The sequence below is a fragment of the Acidimicrobiales bacterium genome (genome assembly GCA_016794585.1).
Lineage (GTDB): Bacteria > Actinomycetota > Acidimicrobiia > Acidimicrobiales > DATDAH01 > JAEUJM01.
Map to the genome: position 1 here is coordinate 231333 of JAEUJM010000001.1, position 14253 is coordinate 245585.

At 73.1% G+C, this 14253-nt stretch carries 14 protein-coding genes; 7 read left to right on the plus strand and 7 right to left on the minus strand.

Annotated features, from left to right (window positions below):
• Positions 1-13: 13 nt before the first annotated feature.
• From JNK12_00965 to JNK12_00980, 4 genes are all read right to left on the minus strand, one after another.
• Positions 14-898 (minus strand): hypothetical protein, encoded by an 885-nt coding sequence (locus tag JNK12_00965; GenBank protein ID MBL8774462.1) that lies wholly within the window; start codon positions 896-898, stop codon positions 14-16.
• A gap of 9 nt (positions 899-907) precedes the next feature.
• Positions 908-1636, minus strand: a complete 729-nt coding sequence (locus tag JNK12_00970; protein MBL8774463.1) for a gamma-glutamyl-gamma-aminobutyrate hydrolase family protein — start codon at positions 1634-1636, stop codon at positions 908-910.
• A 128-nt stretch (positions 1637-1764) separates the two neighbouring features.
• Complete coding sequence (locus JNK12_00975; protein MBL8774464.1) at positions 1765-2229, minus strand: hypothetical protein; 465 nt, start codon at positions 2227-2229, stop codon at positions 1765-1767.
• 1 nt (position 2230) lies between these two features.
• Positions 2231-2494, minus strand: coding sequence for a hypothetical protein (locus tag JNK12_00980; protein MBL8774465.1), 264 nt, complete (start codon positions 2492-2494; stop codon positions 2231-2233).
• 137 nt (positions 2495-2631) lie between these two features.
• Here JNK12_00980 and JNK12_00985 point away from each other — a divergent pair, with 137 nt between their 5' ends.
• The 6 genes from JNK12_00985 (at position 2632) to JNK12_01010 (ending at position 10021) form a co-directional block, all read left to right on the plus strand.
• Complete coding sequence (locus tag JNK12_00985) at positions 2632-2952, plus strand: winged helix-turn-helix transcriptional regulator (GenBank protein MBL8774466.1); 321 nt, start codon at positions 2632-2634, stop codon at positions 2950-2952.
• Entirely contained in the window at positions 2949-3491 is a 543-nt protein-coding gene (locus tag JNK12_00990; GenBank protein MBL8774467.1) for an SRPBCC domain-containing protein, read from the plus strand. The genes JNK12_00985 and JNK12_00990 overlap by 4 nt, the downstream gene beginning before the upstream one ends.
• A gap of 341 nt (positions 3492-3832) precedes the next feature.
• On the plus strand, positions 3833-5530 hold the full coding sequence (locus JNK12_00995) for an ATP-binding protein (GenBank protein MBL8774468.1): 1698 nt from the start codon (positions 3833-3835) through the stop codon (positions 5528-5530).
• A gap of 7 nt (positions 5531-5537) precedes the next feature.
• On the plus strand, positions 5538-6677 hold the full coding sequence (gene sbcD, locus JNK12_01000; GenBank protein MBL8774469.1) for an exonuclease subunit SbcD: 1140 nt from the start codon (positions 5538-5540) through the stop codon (positions 6675-6677).
• Positions 6677-9085, plus strand: coding sequence for an SMC family ATPase (locus tag JNK12_01005; GenBank protein MBL8774470.1), 2409 nt, complete (start codon positions 6677-6679; stop codon positions 9083-9085). Before sbcD ends, JNK12_01005 begins: the two co-directional genes overlap by 1 nt.
• Positions 9086-9097: 12 nt before the next feature.
• Positions 9098-10021: a hypothetical protein gene (locus tag JNK12_01010; GenBank protein ID MBL8774471.1), complete on the plus strand. Its 924-nt coding sequence runs from the start codon at positions 9098-9100 to the stop codon at positions 10019-10021.
• Here JNK12_01010 and JNK12_01015 read toward each other — a convergent pair.
• Both JNK12_01015 and JNK12_01020 read right to left on the minus strand, forming a co-directional pair.
• Complete coding sequence (locus JNK12_01015; GenBank protein MBL8774472.1) at positions 10018-10920, minus strand: maleylpyruvate isomerase family mycothiol-dependent enzyme; 903 nt, start codon at positions 10918-10920, stop codon at positions 10018-10020. The genes JNK12_01010 and JNK12_01015 overlap by 4 nt on opposite strands.
• Positions 10911-11489, minus strand: a complete 579-nt coding sequence (locus JNK12_01020) for a sigma-70 family RNA polymerase sigma factor (protein ID MBL8774473.1) — start codon at positions 11487-11489, stop codon at positions 10911-10913. Before JNK12_01020 ends, JNK12_01015 begins: the two co-directional genes overlap by 10 nt.
• A gap of 79 nt (positions 11490-11568) precedes the next feature.
• Here JNK12_01020 and JNK12_01025 point away from each other — a divergent pair, with 79 nt between their 5' ends.
• Entirely contained in the window at positions 11569-12204 is a 636-nt protein-coding gene (locus tag JNK12_01025; GenBank protein MBL8774474.1) for a NifU family protein, read from the plus strand.
• A gap of 181 nt (positions 12205-12385) precedes the next feature.
• Here JNK12_01025 and JNK12_01030 read toward each other — a convergent pair whose 3' ends face one another.
• A complete protein-coding gene (locus JNK12_01030; GenBank protein MBL8774475.1) occupies positions 12386-14251 on the minus strand; it encodes a 1-deoxy-D-xylulose-5-phosphate synthase in 1866 nt (621 codons plus the stop codon).
• Between the last annotated feature and the right edge of the window lie 2 nt (positions 14252-14253).

Consider the following 14253-nt stretch of genomic DNA (forward strand, 5'->3'; position numbering starts at 1 on the left):
GTCCGGGCGGTGGTCAGGCCTTGGTGCCGCGTCCCTTCCGAGGGCCGAACGCCGAGGTGAGGGCGTCGGCAGGGAAGCCCATGGGCACCTCGCCGGTGGTGGCGTAGCGGTAGAGGGCCATCTGGAAGATGCCGCTCAGGGCCGACACGATCGTGACCACGACGGCGACCCAGAGGACGATGATCCCGATGCCGACGATCACGAGGGCGGTGGTGCCGGTGGCGGCCAGCAGGCCGCCGATGAGGGCGCCCGGGAGGATGGCGATGAACCCGAGCAGGCCGAAGCCCATCTGCGCGGCCAGGTTCTCTCCCCAGGTGGACTTGAAGAGCTGGGCCGAGCGCTTGGTGGCGTCGATCGGGCCGAGGTCCTCGACCACCAGCACCGGGATGACGAGGAAGGTGACGATGCGCCACGCCGCCCCGATGAGGTTGGCCACGATCGCCCCCACGAAGCCCGCCCGCTCCTCGATGGCCTCGAGCACCAGGCCCACCGAGCCGGTGAGCAGGGCCCACGGGAGGATGCGGTGGAGGCGGCTGGAGGCGCCGGCGAGCGAGGAGCCGAGGGTCGGATCGCCGCCCGAGAGCGACTCGTTGGCCCCGGACACCAGCGCGGTCTGGAAGAACACCGTGACGAACGTGGCCACCAGGTAGCCGACGATCCCGAGCAGGTAGACGAAGGGCGAGGCGTCGAAGCCCGTCGAGGTCGACGTCGACGACGAGCTGCTGCTCGTGTCGAACAGCTCGTCGCCGCCCACGAGCAGCACCAGGGCGAGGAACGCCGCCATCACGACGAGGTTGACGATGAACGAGAGCACGGGCAGCAGGGCCAGCTCGCGGTCCTTGCTCAGCACCCGCCCACTCGCCTTGGCCAGGTCGATGGTGCGTTGGATCCGTCCCATCGCCGGAGTCTACGAAACGGGGCGCCGCCGCGACCGTTCGACGAGGTCGCCGAACAGGCCGAGCTGCTCGGGGCGGTGGCGCAGCAGCTCCGGGTGCCACTGGACCGCGAGGAAGTGGTCCGAGCCCTCGAGCTCGATGGCTTCGACCACGCCGTCGGCACTGGTGGCCACGGCCCGCACCCCCGGCCCGAGGGTGTCGATGCCCTGGTGGTGGAGCGAGTTGACCTCCGCCTCGCCGTGGCCGAGCAGCGCCGCGAGGCGGGTGCCCGGCTCGACGAGCACGGTGTGGGCGGTGTCGTAGGCCAGGTGGTCGGCCTCGTGGCCGTCGAGGTGCTGGGACAGGGTGCCCCCGAAGACGACGTTGGCGACCTGGAGACCCCGGCAGATGCCGAGGGTGGGGATCCCCCGGTCGACCACCATGCGCATCAGCTGGTGGTCCCAGGCGTCGCGCTCGGCGTCGGTGTACTTCGTGCGCTCGTCGGCGACGGCGCCGTAGGCAGCGGGATGGACGTCGCCACCACCGGTGAGCACCACGCCGTCCACGAGGTCGAGCAGGGCGGTGAAGACCTCCTGGCCGGCGTCGGACTCGTCGTTGAGGGGGAGGAGGATGGGGAGGCCACCGGCATCGATCACCGACCGCACGTAGTCGTGGGAGTAGGTGTCGCACCGCTCGGCGACGCCCTCGTAGTCGACGTCGCGGGGCCAGGACGTGATCCCGATGCGGGGGCGGCTGGACATCGGGGCGGACGCTACCGCCCGGGATGCGTCCCCGCCCGGGCCGACGACGCGAACGGACCGGCCCCGGGGCGATGTGGGGCCGGCCCGTCCGCTGCGGGGCCCGGCGAGGCCCTGGCGGCTGATGCGGTTCAGGCGGCCAGCAGGTCGAGGACCGGCGCGTTGTACTCGGCCGTGGAGCCGGGCATCTTGCCCGACTCGATGTTGATGGCCCCCTGGCCGGCGAGCTCGACCTGGTAGGTGTTGCTCATGGCGCCGACCTTGACGGGGGTGCGATGCACGTGCACCTGGTCCCGGTCCCAGACCCGCAGGGGGGCCTTGACCTTGATGCTCGTGCCCTTGGGCTTGTAGTCGAACACGTAGACCCGGTCGGCGGTGACCGCGACCACGAAGCTCTGGGGCAGGTTGTCGGCCTTGCCCTTGTCGAACCCTCGCTTGATCAGGCCGGCGAGCGGGGAGACCTGGCCGAGGCCGAACGAGCCCATCGTCCCGGCCCGGGAGAACACGCCGACGGCGAGCAGCTCGCCCTCCACGTGGGGAGCCACCTCCATCATCCAGCGCTCGCGGTACGCCTCGTACTTGTCGGTGCGGGCCATGTCAGTGCCTCCACTCGTTCTCGGCACGCTGCTCGCGCAGGCCGTTGACCCCGCCCCACACGAGCATGATGCCGGCGCCACCGCAGAGGTAGCCCAGTGCCCGGGCGAGGAAGAAGGGGGTGGTCATCCAGAGCGCGGCGAACACGCCGCACAGCAGGAGCAGCCCGACGCCGGCGACGAGCGCCGGTCCGGGGCGGTTGTACCAGGCCACCGAGGCGGCGGCCGGGCTGGTGGTGGCCGGGGTTGTGGTGATCGGTGTGTCCATGTGCCCAGAGGACCACCGCCGACCCCCGCGGGTCATGAGTAGGACCTACTCAACTCGCGCGGGCGGGACGGTCACCTACTCAACGCAGCCCGTACATGCCTTGACGAGCATATTCCTGATAAAGCATACTGCTTGCCATGGTGGCTGCGATCGAAGCGTTGGCCGAGCCCCAGCGGCGGCGCATCCTCGATGCGCTGGTCGATGGCGAGCGCGTGGTCGGCGACCTGGCGACTGAGCTCGGCCTCGCACAACCCAGCGTGTCGAAGCACCTCCGGGTGCTGAAGGAGTCGGGGCTGGTGCGGGTGCGGGCGGAGGCGCAGCGGCGCTGGTACCGGGTGGACGTGGGGCCGCTGGTCGAGCTCGACGCCTGGCTCGAGCCCTACCGTCGCATCTGGTCCGACCGGCTGGACGCCCTCGAACGCCGCCTCGACGAGATGGACGACCCGGAGGAACCATGACCGACCCGACTGCACCGATCGCCACCGTGCTGAACGACGAGGGCCGCCTCGGTCTGCAGTACACCCGCCGCCTCGCCCACCCGCCTGAGAAGGTGTGGCGGGCGCTCACCGAGTCCGAGCACCTGGTGCACTGGATGCCATGCGACATCGTGGGCGAGCGGCGTGCGGGGGCGACGCTCGAGCTGCCGTTCTGGCCGTCGGTCGTGGAGCAGTACCCCGACGACACCCCCCTGTTGCGGGGCGAGATCCTCGACTGGGACCCGCCCCGCCGCTTCCATTGGACGTGGGACGGCGACGTGCTGCTCTGGGAGCTGCATCCCACCGACGGCGGCACCGTCCTCACCTTCACCACGTGGTTGGGCAGTGAGGATCCGAAGGTCGTGACCGGCGCCGGCGCCGGCTACCACGTGTGCCTCGACCTGTTGGCGGCGCTGCTCGACGGCTCGCCCGTCGAACAGGGCATCGCGTCCGCCGACACGACGGAGTGGGAGCGCCGCTACGGCGCCGCCGTCGAGGCGGCCGCGTCGCCGAGGCGGTGACCGCGAGCCGCGGGTCGGGCCGGCGGCAGCCTCGGATCCGCGGATGCTCCGCGGTGAACCCTGACGGGGTGCCGCGGTACCCCGGGTGGCGACCCACCCGAAGAGGTCGCGGCGTGACCCCGGGGAGCCCCGGGGGTCGGCCGCTGTGGGGGCCGGGATTCAGGCCGGTGATCGTGTACTGAGCCTTACCGGGCGCGACCGCCCCCGCTCGGGTACGCCGGTCGCCGAGCTCGACGAGAGCGCCCAGGCGCCCCCGATGGCCGGCGCGCCGCCGTTGCGGGTGGGGTCCGTACCTCGGGCGGGTCGTCGTCGCTGTCACAGGGCCGCGGTAGGTTCGGCCCGTGGAGGATCCGGAGCCCCTCGTCGGGCGAGTCATCGGCACCGAGGACGCCACGCCGCTCGAATTCTGGGTCGGCGTCGGCCCCGACGCCTTCCTGCAGCTCGACGACGTCGTCGCCCTCGAGCGCACCGATCTGCCCGGGCGCGAGCCGGTGAAGATCTACGGCGTCGTGGGTCAGGTGCGGGCACGCCACGAGGGCGCCCGCTTCGACAGCGACGTCTGGCTCATCGAGGACGGCGTCCTGCCGGCCGAGGTGAGCGAGGCCGCGCAGGTGCAGGCCACCCGGTTCGAGCCCGAGGTCTTCGTCCCGCCCCTGCCCGGCCAGGCCGTCCGGCGAGCGTCGGGGGCCGAGCGCGACCAGGCCCTTTTCTTCGACGGCATGACCAAGCGCCTGCCCGCCGGGCTCACCCGCGACGACGAGCCGCTGTACGTCAACCTCGAGTTCCTCGACGGCACCCGGGGCGCCCACGTCAACATCAGCGGCATCAGCGGGGTGGCCACCAAGACCACCTACGCCACCTTCCTGCTCTACAGCCTGTTCCACTCGGGGGCGCTCGGCGTCGACGCGGTCAACACCAAGGCGCTGATCTTCAACGTGAAGGGCGAGGACCTGCTCTTCCTCGACCATCCCAACACGATGCTGCGCTCCGAGGACCACGACCGCTACACGAAGCTGGGCCTCACGCCGGGGCCCTTCACCAGCGTGGACGTCTTCGCCCCGCCCCGCCGCGGCGACCGCAACGCCGCGCCCGACGTCACCAGCCGCACCGAGGGCGTCACCTCGGTGTTCTGGACCATCGAGCAGTTCTGCACCGAGGAGCTCCTGCCCTTCCTCTTCGCCGACGCCGAGGACGACCGCCAGCAGTACACGATGGTCGTGCACAACGTCACCCACCGCCTCAAGCAGCACGCCGAGTCGGTCGGCGACGGCGCCGTCAGCATCGACGGCACCGTGGTGCGCACCTTCCGCGATCTCGTCGAGCTCATCAGCGCCAAGGTCGAGGACGAGGCCGACGGCATGGACTGGGCCGGCCGAGCCATCGGGCCGGGCACCGTCGGCGCCTTCATCCGCCGCCTCAACGGCGCCATCCGCCACCTCGAGCCGCTCATCCGCGCCGACGTGGCCAACCCCGAGAAGCACCGGGTGAAGTTCGAGAAGCAGGTCACCGTGGTCGACCTGCACAACCTCAACGACCGGGCCAAGCGCTTCGTGGTGGGCGTGGTGCTGCGCAAGGCCTTCGAGGAGAAAGAGCGCGCCGGCCAGGCCAAGCCGCTCCAGTTCGTGGTGCTCGACGAGCTGAACAAGTACGCCCCGCGCGAGGGCGCCAGCCCCATCAAGGAGATCCTCCTCGACGTGGCCGAGCGGGGCCGATCGCTCGGCATCATCCTCATCGGGGCCCAGCAGACCGCCAGCGAGGTCGAGCGCCGCATCGTGGCCAACTCGGCCATCCGCGTGGTGGGTCGCCTCGACGCCGCCGAGGCGACCCGGGGCGAGTACGGCTTCCTGCCCCAGGTGCAGCGTCAGCGGGCCACCATCATCAAGCCCGGCACCATGCTGTTGTCCCAGCCCGAGATCCCGGTGCCCCTCATGGTGCAGTTCCCCTTCCCGGCCTGGGCCACCCGGGCGGCCGAGGCCGGCGCCAACCCGTCGGCCACCGAGCACCCCGACGACGTCTTCTCGACGTTCCCCAAGCTGTGAGGTCGGCGTGAAGATCCTGCACACGTCCGACTGGCACGTCGGCAAGACCATCCGCGGCCGCAGCCGGGCCGACGAGCACGAGGCCGTCCTCGCCGAGATCGTGGGCATCGCCGACGCGGAGGCCGTCGACCTGGTGCTCGTGGCGGGCGACCTCTTCGACAGCGCCGCCCCGCCACCCGACGCCGAGCAGATCGTGTACCGCACCCTGCTCGAGCTGACCGGAGGCGGTGAGCGCCCCGTGGTCGTGATCGCCGGCAACCACGACAACGCCCGTCGCTTCGCCGCTGTGGCTCCCCTCCTCGCCGGGGTCGGGGTGCAAGTGGTGCCCATGCTCACCGGGCCCGAGGACGGCGGCGTCATCGACGTCGAGGCCGGCGGCCAGACGGCGCGGCTCGCGGTCGTGCCGTTCCCCAGCCAGCGCTACATCGTCACCGCGTCGGACCTCATGGACCTCGACGCCGACGAGCACGGCGGTCGCTACGCCGAGCGGGTCCGACGGGCCATCGACGTGCTCACCGCCGGGTTCGGCGACGACACCGTCAACCTCCTGGTGGCCCACCTCATGGTGGTCGGTGGCCTCGCCGGTGGCGGCGAGCGCACCGCCCACCTCTTCGACGACTACAGCGTCCCGGCCACCGCCTTCCCGTCGAGCACCCACTACGTCGCCCTCGGCCACCTGCACCGCCAGCAGTCCCTGCCCGGCCCCTGCCCGGCCTGGTACTGCGGGTCCCCCCTCCAGCTCGACTTCGGCGAGACCCGCGACGACAAGGCGGTGCTCGTCGTCGAGGCCGCGCCGGGCCGGCCCGCCGAAGTGCGCTCGGTCCCGCTCACGGCGGGACGGCGCCTGCGCACCCTCGAGGGCAGCCTCGTCGCGCTGCAGGCCCTCGTGGGCACCACCGGCGACGACCACCTGCGCGTGCGGGTCGACGAGCCCGCTCGTCCCGGCCTCGCCGACGAGGTGCGCGCGCTGTTCCCCGACGCGGTCGAGGTGGCCGTCGTGCGCCCCGAGGTCGAGCGCCGGGAGCGGGCCGAACGGGCCGGCAAGTCGCCCCAGGAGCTGTTCGACGTCTACCTCGCCGAGCGGGACGAGTCCGACCCGGGTCTCTCGGCCCTGTTCGCCGAGCTCCTCGAGCAGGCCACCGACTGATGCGCCCGATCGAGCTGGAGGTCGAGGGCTTCACCGCCTTCCGCGAGCGAACCACCGTGGACTTCCGAGACGCCGAGGTCTTCGCCCTCTCGGGCCCCACCGGCGCCGGCAAGTCCAGCGTCATCGACGCCATCACGTTCTCGCTCTACGGCTCGGTCGCCCGGTACGGCGACCGCCGCCTCGTCAGCCCGCTCATCAGCCAGGGCAAGGTCGAGGCCCGGGTGCGCCTCGACTTCGCCGTGGGCGACCAGCGCTACCGGGTGGCGCGGGTGGTGCGGGCCACCGGGGCCAAGGGCGCCACGACGAAGGAGGCGCGCCTCGAGCGCCTCGACGGGGACGGGCCCGACCGCCAGGCGGTCGAGACCCTCGCCGGCGACGCCGACGGGGTGAGCGAGGCCGTCGGCGCACTGCTGGGCCTCACCTTCGAGCACTTCAACACCTGTGTGGTGTTGCCCCAGGGCGAGTTCGCCCGGTTTCTGCACGAGAAGCCGGCCGACCGCCAGGACCTGCTGGTCGAGCTCCTCGGCCTCGGCGTGTACGACCGCATGCGCGAGCTGGCCAACCAGCGGGCCAGCAAGGCCAAGACCGAGGGCGAGCTGCTCGACCGCCAGCTCGCCGACCTGGCCGACGCCACGCCGGCGGCCCGCAAGGAGCTCGCCGGTCGGGTCAAGCTGCTCGCCAACCTCAAGAGCGCCATCGAGGAGGCCCAGCCCGAGCTCGACCGCCTCGCGGCGGAGGCCACCGCCGCCCGCGAGCAGACGTCGGTCCTCGCCGACCAGGTGGTGCTGCTCGCCGGACTGGCCGTGCCCGTCGACGTCGACGAGATGGGCGGCCGCCTCAAGGCTCTGGGCGACGAGGTCGACCGTCAGCGACGCGTGGCCGAGGCCGCCGCGCTCGTGCTCGAGCAGGCCGAGGCCGCCCACGACCCGAGCGTCGACAAGAGCACCCTCGAGGTGGCCGTGCGCGACCTCGCCGACCGCGACGCCGTGGCCGCCCGGCTGCTGGCCGGAGAGGCCAAGCAGGTCGAGGTCCGCACCGCCGAAGGCGAGGCCCGTGAGGCGGTCGCGGCCACGGCCGCGGCCCGCGACGCCGCCGAGGCCGCCCTCGACGCGGCCCAGCGGGCCGATCTCGCCCAGGCCCTCGTCCCCACCCTGGTGGTGGGCGAGCCTTGTCCGGTCTGCGAGCAGCCCGTCGGCCACCTCCCCGAGCACACCTCGCAGTCGCTGGCCGACGCCCGCGCCGAGCGCTCGGCCGCCGTCGCCGCCGCCGAGGCGGCCGTCGCCCGCCAGGCCGAGGCGCAGCGCGAGCTCGACCGTGTCGAGGCCAAGCTGGCCGGCGTCCGCGAACAGCTGGCCGAGCTCGACGAGCGGGTCCAGGGCCAGCCGCCGTTGGCCACGGTCAAGGCCCAGCTCGAGGCCCTCGTCCGCGCCGAGCGGGACGTCGTCAACGCCCGGGCGGCGGACCGGGAGGCCCGGGCCGACCTCGATCGCCTGACCGCGAGCCAGGAGCGTCTCGCCGGGCGCGAGCGGGAGCTGCGGCGCAGCTTCGACGAGCAGCGCGACGCCCTGTCCGTCCTCGGCCCGCCTGTGGCCGTTGGCGAGCGCCTCACCGACGACTGGGCCGCGCTCGTGGCCTGGGCGGACGAGCAGCGCCCGCTCCTCGAGGAGCAGGTCACCGCCGCCGAGGCCACGGCAGCCGCCGCCGACGAGGCTCGCGCCGCGCTCGTCACCAAGATCGACGACTTCTGCCAGAGCGTGGCCATCGAGCTGGCCGGCCGCGAGCCGCTCATGGTGGCGGTCGAGGAGCTCACGAAGTCCGAGGGGCAGCTCTCCGCCCTCGACCTCGCGCTCGAGCGGCGGACCACGCTCGAGGGTGAGCGCGCCGCGGCGGCCGAGGCCGAGCAGGTGGCCCGCTCGCTGGGTACCCACCTGAAGGCCGACCACTTCGAGCGCTGGATTCTCGACGAGGCCCACGAACGGCTGCTCGACGGTGCCACCCAGCAGCTCGCCGTCCTCGCCGGCGGGGCCTACTCGCTCACCGTCGACGACCGCCGGCAGTTCGCGGTCGTCGATCACGCCAACGCCGACACGGTCCGCCTGGCGCGCACCCTCTCGGGGGGCGAGACCTTCCTCGTGTCGCTCGCGCTCGCGCTGGCGCTCGCCGACCAGATCGCCGAGCTCGCCGCCGGCGGCGCCGTGCGCCTCGAGTCCATCTTCCTCGACGAGGGCTTCGGCAGCCTCGACGCCGACACCCTCGAGACGGTCGCCACCGCCATCGAGGAGCTCGGCGCCCAGGGCCGGGTCGTCGGCGTGGTCACCCACGTGCGCGAGCTGGCCGAGCGTCTGCCCGTCCGCTTCGAGGTGCGCAAGGGTCCCGGCGGCTCCACCGTCGACCGCGTCGCGGTCTAGGCGAGGAGCACCGTGCGGTTCGCGATCGAGGGGTGGGCCCCGGAGTACGGCGCGCCCCTCGACCCAGGGGCGCTGGCCGAGCCCGCCACGCCCGCCGATCTCGGCGTGGAGGTGCCCGTCGAGGAGTGGGCGCCCCGCCCGCCGGCGCCCGACACGGCGCCGCCCGCCTCGGTGCTCTTCGTGGACGGTGTGCGCCGCATCGACGCCCGGGTGTGGGTCACCGCCGACGACGGTCGAGTGCACCAGGGCATCTGCGCCTCCTACGCGTCGGGAGCCGTGCGCTCCGACGGGCGAGCGTCCCTCGTGCACCACCGCGTCGAGCGCGGCCTGTTCTGTCCCGCCCGGGAGGCCGAGCCGGTGGTCACCCGCCACGCCACCTTCCCGTTGCGGCCCGTCGCCGGCGACGACCTCGAGCAGCTGTCGCTCTCGCTCCAGCGCTGCATGGGCGACCTCGAGGCAGAGGTGGCCACCGAGGTGGCCGGGGGCGCCGACCTCGTGGTGATCGACGGCCCCCTCAGGCACGGCGGCGCCCTTCCCGCCGCGGTGGGCTACATCAAGACCCACCACGTCAGCTACCTGCCGGTCGAGCTCGACCAGGTGGTCGGCGCGCTGCGCCCTGGCGAGCGCACGCCCCTCTTCGTCACCACCAGCCTGCGTTGGTCCCGCTACTCGTGGTACCTCCGCCTCCCCGGGGCCGCGGGCCACCCATGGGCCGGGGTGGTCCGGTGCGAGGTGGCCGGCGAGGGCACTGTCGCCGACGCGGCCGCGGTGGCGGACCAGGTGGCGGCCACGCTGCCGCGCTTCGCGTCCCAGGCCCACAAGGACCCCCGCGCCCCGCAGAACCTGCACCCCATCGCCGGCCTCGAGCGAGAGCTCCGCCGGCGCCTCGGCGACCCCGCCCTGATCTACCGCGGCCTGCGGCTCGCGGCGGGCTAGGCGGCGAACACGCCGGCGCCGACGAGGACGTCGGCGGCGGTCCGGTCGTCGCCCTCGACCCGGTGGGCGAGCTCGGCGGGGGCGAGGCGCTGTGCGGCGAGCCGGCAGAAGTCGACCACGTCGGCGGTGATGGTGGCGTCGGGATGGCCGGCCGTCCCGCCGAGGGTGAGGGCCTGCACGAACTCGCCGCCGCCGGCGCCGGTCAGCACGACCCGCACCGTGCGGCCGGGATCGTCGATGCCGGCCAGCAGGAGCCCGAGGGGGAGTGCGCCGACCGCGAGCGAGGACATGAAGGCCAGGTGGCGGGGCGCCGGGGCCACGAGCGGTCGGCCGGTGGCGCGTCGGATGTCGTCGCTGTGGGTCCACACCTCGAACACCCGCGCCCCGAGCACCGACCGCAGCGAGAAGTCGTAGCCGTGGAACGTCACCCGACGGTCGAGCGCAGCCTCGTCGAGTCGGGTGAGGTCGCTGAGGTGGGTGACGTCGGCGTCGACCCGGGCCCACCACTCGGCCACCACCTCGTCGGGGGGTCGCCGGGCCTGCGCGGCGACGGTGGGCAGGGTGAGGCCGCGGTGGTCGTGGTCCAGTCCGGCCGGGGTCACGAAGGCCGTGAGCCCGGGCGGTGGGGCGATGTCCAGGACGGCGGCCGTGTAGCCCTCGATGGCCAGCAGGTGGCCGACCAGCTCGGCGACCGTGAAGCCGGCGAGGGTGGGGGCATCCCACTCGCCCGGTCCGAGCTCGAGGAGCAGGGCGGAGAGCTCGTCCATCTGGGCGCGGTAGGCCGACACCGGGAGGGGCTCGGACGAGGCCACCTCACCGGGGGCACGACGGGCGAACGCAGCCGCGAAGGTGCGGATCGCTTGCTCGGGCGGCGGCGCCGGCCCGTCGGTCAGTTCCACTGGGTGATCCCTTCGGGTCCGAGGGCGACGGCCAGTCGCTTCATGGCCAGGCGCAACCGGGACTTGGCGGTGCCCTCGGGGATGCCGAGGGTGGCGGCGACCTCGACGTAGGTCTGGCCACCGAAGTAGGCCAGCTCGACGGCTCGCCGCTGGTCGTCGGGAAGTGCGGCGACGGCGCGACGCACCTGCTCGGCCAGCAGGCGGCCGGTTGCGGCATCGGCGGTGTCGGGCCCCGGGGGCGTGGGTGCCACGGTGGCCCGGCGGGCTTCGTAGCGCCGGGCGGTCGCCTCGCGTCGCACCCGGTCGACCGAGCGACGGTGCGTGAGCACCCCCAGCCACGAGCGCAGCGAGCCCCGCTCGGGGTCGAAGGCGTGCGGTCGCTCCCACAGGCTGACGAACACCTCCTGGGTGACGTCGTCGGCGAGGCTGGCGCTCGCCGTCACCCGCCGGGCGAGGCCGTTGACGTAGCCCGCGAAGCGGTCGTAGATCTCGACCAGCGCGGTCTCGTCGCCGGCGATGAGCCGACCGCTGAGCCCGGCGTCCGTGTCGCCCACCGCGGGACGCGCCATCGCCGTGATCGTAGCCATCACCGCCTCTTCGGCTCCCACCCCCGTGCCGGATGACCCGACCGCCCCTAGCCTGGCGGGAATGGCCGAGACCACGACTTCCACCGACACCGAGCAGGAGATCGTCCTCGCGGTGACCGAGTCCGCCCTCGAGCAGGTGCTGGCCCTGCGGGCGGCCGAGGAGGACGGCGCCACCCTCGGGCTCCGGGTCGAGATCACCGGCACCGCCGGCGTCGAGTTCACCTACGACCTCTCGTTCGACCCGGTCGCCGACGCCGACCCCACCGCCGGCGACTCGGTGGTGCACCAGGGCGGCCTGCCCGTCATCGTCCCCGCCGGCAGCATCGAACGCCTCCGCGGCGCCACCCTCGACCTGCCCCGCAACGGCAGCGAGGGCCTCGTGATGCGCAACCCGAACCGCCCCAACCCCCTCGCCGGCATCGAGCTCGACCTGTCCGGCGACGTGCCCGAGCGCATCAACCAGCTCCTCGACCAGTCGGTCAACCCCGCCCTCGCCGCCCACGGCGGCTACGCCAAGCTCGAGGGCGTGAACGACGACGTCGCCTACGTCACCATGGGCGGCGGCTGCCAGGGCTGCGCGGTCAGCGCGGTGACCCTCCGTGAAGGCATCGAGGCGGCCATCCTCGAGGCCATCCCCGAGATCACCCGGGTCGAGGACGCCACCGACCACACCGCCGGCGCCAACCCCTTCTACTGATCCGCCGCCGGCCCGTGTGACGGGCGTGTGACCGAGATCTGACGCCCGCCCTCGACGTGACCGATGTCACGCGCTACCCTGTGGATTACTCCAAGTGGGGGCGACAGGGGGGAAGAGCCCGGGAAGCGCCGAAACGGCAGCTCCCGGGCTCTGTCGCGTACGGGGTGCGTAGGCGAGCCCGTTAGCCCAGGGCGGTCAGGCAGCGCCGGACCTCGGCGGCGACGCCGGCGGCGTCGAGGCCCAGGTCGGCCAGGATGGCGTCGGGCTTGCCGTGGGCGAGGTAGGTGGCGGGCACACCCAGCACCCGCACCACCGGCGCACCGCGGCCCAGCGACCGTTCGCCCACCTGATCGGCGAGGGCCGAGCCGATGCCACCGTCGCGCAGGCCGTCCTCCACCGAGACCACCAGACGGTGGCCGGCGGCGTCGGCCACGAGCTCGGGGTCGAGGGGCTTCACCACGCGGGGGTCCCAGACCGTCGCGTCGATGCCCTCGGCCGCCAACTCCTCGGCGGCCGCCTCGCACGCGCCGAGCATCTTGCCGACCCCGACGAGGCACACGCCCTCGCCGCTGCGCACCTTCCGGGCGTGCAGGCCGTGGCCCACCTGGTCCGGCGTGACGCTGGGGGCGGCGGTCTTGGCCCAGCGGATGACGACCGGGCCGTCGGTGATCTCGAGGGCGTCGTGCAACATGACCCCGAGCTCCTGGTAGGAGGACGGGGCGAACATGGTCAGGCCGGGCACCTTGGTGCACAGCACCATGTCGAGGATGCCGTGGTGCGAGGGCCCGTCGTCACCGGTGATGCCGGCACGGTCGAGGCAGAAGACCACGGGGACCCCGTGCAGGCCGACGTCGAGGTTGAGCTGGTCGAAGGCGCGCGACAAGAAGGTGGAGTAGATGGCGCACACCGGGCGCATCCCGCCCATCGCCATGCCCGCAGCCATGGTGACGGCGTGCTGCTCGGCGATGCCGACGTCGACGCACCGGCCGGGGAAGCGCTCGCTGAACGGGAGGAGGCCGGTGGAGTCGGGCATGGCCGCGGTGATGGCCACCAGCTCGGGGCGCTCGTCGGCCTCCTTGATGAGGGCGTCGGTGAACGCCGCGGTGTAGCTGCCCGGCTTCACGCCACCGATGTCGTGGAGGTGCTTGATGGTGTCGCTCTCGGCGGGCTCGTGACCCTTGCCCTTCTGGGTGACGACGTGCACGACCACGGGGCCGTCGTCGAGCTCGGCGGCGTTGCGCAGAGCGGACTCGAGGCCCTCGATGTCGTGGCCGTCGAACGGGCCGGAATAGCGCACCCCGAGGTTCTCGAAGAAGGCGGGGGGCTCCCACATCTCGCGCACGGCCGCCTTGGTGGCTTCGACCGCTCGCTCGACGCGCTCGCCCACGAGCGGCAGGTCGTGGAGCATGCGCTCGACCTTGGCCTGGCGGCGCAGGTAGGACGGGTTGAGGCGGAGGCGGGCGAGGCTCTCGCCGAGCCGGGACACGGTGGGGGCGTACGAGCGGCCGTTGTCGTTGAGGATGATGATGACGTTGCGGCCGCTGTGGCCCAGGTTGTTGAGGCCCTCGAAGGCCATGCCGCCGGTCATCGACCCGTCGCCGATCACGGCCACGATCTGGCGGCGACCCTCGCCGTCGCCGTCCCCGAGGGTGCCGGCGTCGCGGGCGGCCGCGAGGCCGTGGGCGTACGACAGCACCGTGGAGGCGTGGCTGTTCTCGACCCAGTCGTGCTCGGACTCGGCCCGGCTGGGGTAGCCCGACATGCCGCCGGCCTTGCGCAGGGTGGAGAAGCCCCCCTGGCGGCCGGTGACGATCTTGTGGACATAGGCCTGGTGGCCGGTGTCCCAGAGGATCAGGTCGTGCGGGGAGTCGAAGACCCGGTGCAGGGCCAGCGTGAGCTCGACCGCCCCGAGGTTCGAGCCCAGGTGACCACTGCCGGCGGTGTCGATGGCGTCGACGATGAAGGTGCGGATCTCCGCAGCCAACGCGTCGAGCTGTTCGTAGGAGAGCGACCGCAGGTCGGCCGGCCCCTGGATCTGTTCGAGCATGT

Excerpts from the sequence above, each read along its gene's own strand:
- JNK12_00985 (MBL8774466.1), top strand. The coding sequence starts at position 2,632 with ATGGTGGCTGCGATCGAAGCGTTGGCCGAGCCCCAGCGGCGGCGCATC.
- JNK12_01030 (MBL8774475.1), bottom strand. The coding sequence starts at position 14,251 with ATGCTCGAACAGATCCAGGGGCCGGCCGACCTGCGGTCGCTCTCCTAC.
- JNK12_00975 (MBL8774464.1), bottom strand. The coding sequence starts at position 2,229 with ATGGCCCGCACCGACAAGTACGAGGCGTACCGCGAGCGCTGGATGATG.
- JNK12_01005 (MBL8774470.1), top strand. The coding sequence starts at position 6,677 with ATGCGCCCGATCGAGCTGGAGGTCGAGGGCTTCACCGCCTTCCGCGAG.
- JNK12_00990 (MBL8774467.1), top strand. The coding sequence starts at position 2,949 with ATGACCGACCCGACTGCACCGATCGCCACCGTGCTGAACGACGAGGGC.
- JNK12_00980 (MBL8774465.1), bottom strand. The coding sequence starts at position 2,494 with ATGGACACACCGATCACCACAACCCCGGCCACCACCAGCCCGGCCGCC.
- JNK12_00965 (MBL8774462.1), bottom strand. The coding sequence starts at position 898 with ATGGGACGGATCCAACGCACCATCGACCTGGCCAAGGCGAGTGGGCGG.
- JNK12_01020 (MBL8774473.1), bottom strand. The coding sequence starts at position 11,489 with ATGGCGCGTCCCGCGGTGGGCGACACGGACGCCGGGCTCAGCGGTCGG.
- JNK12_00970 (MBL8774463.1), bottom strand. The coding sequence starts at position 1,636 with ATGTCCAGCCGCCCCCGCATCGGGATCACGTCCTGGCCCCGCGACGTC.
- JNK12_01025 (MBL8774474.1), top strand. The coding sequence starts at position 11,569 with ATGGCCGAGACCACGACTTCCACCGACACCGAGCAGGAGATCGTCCTC.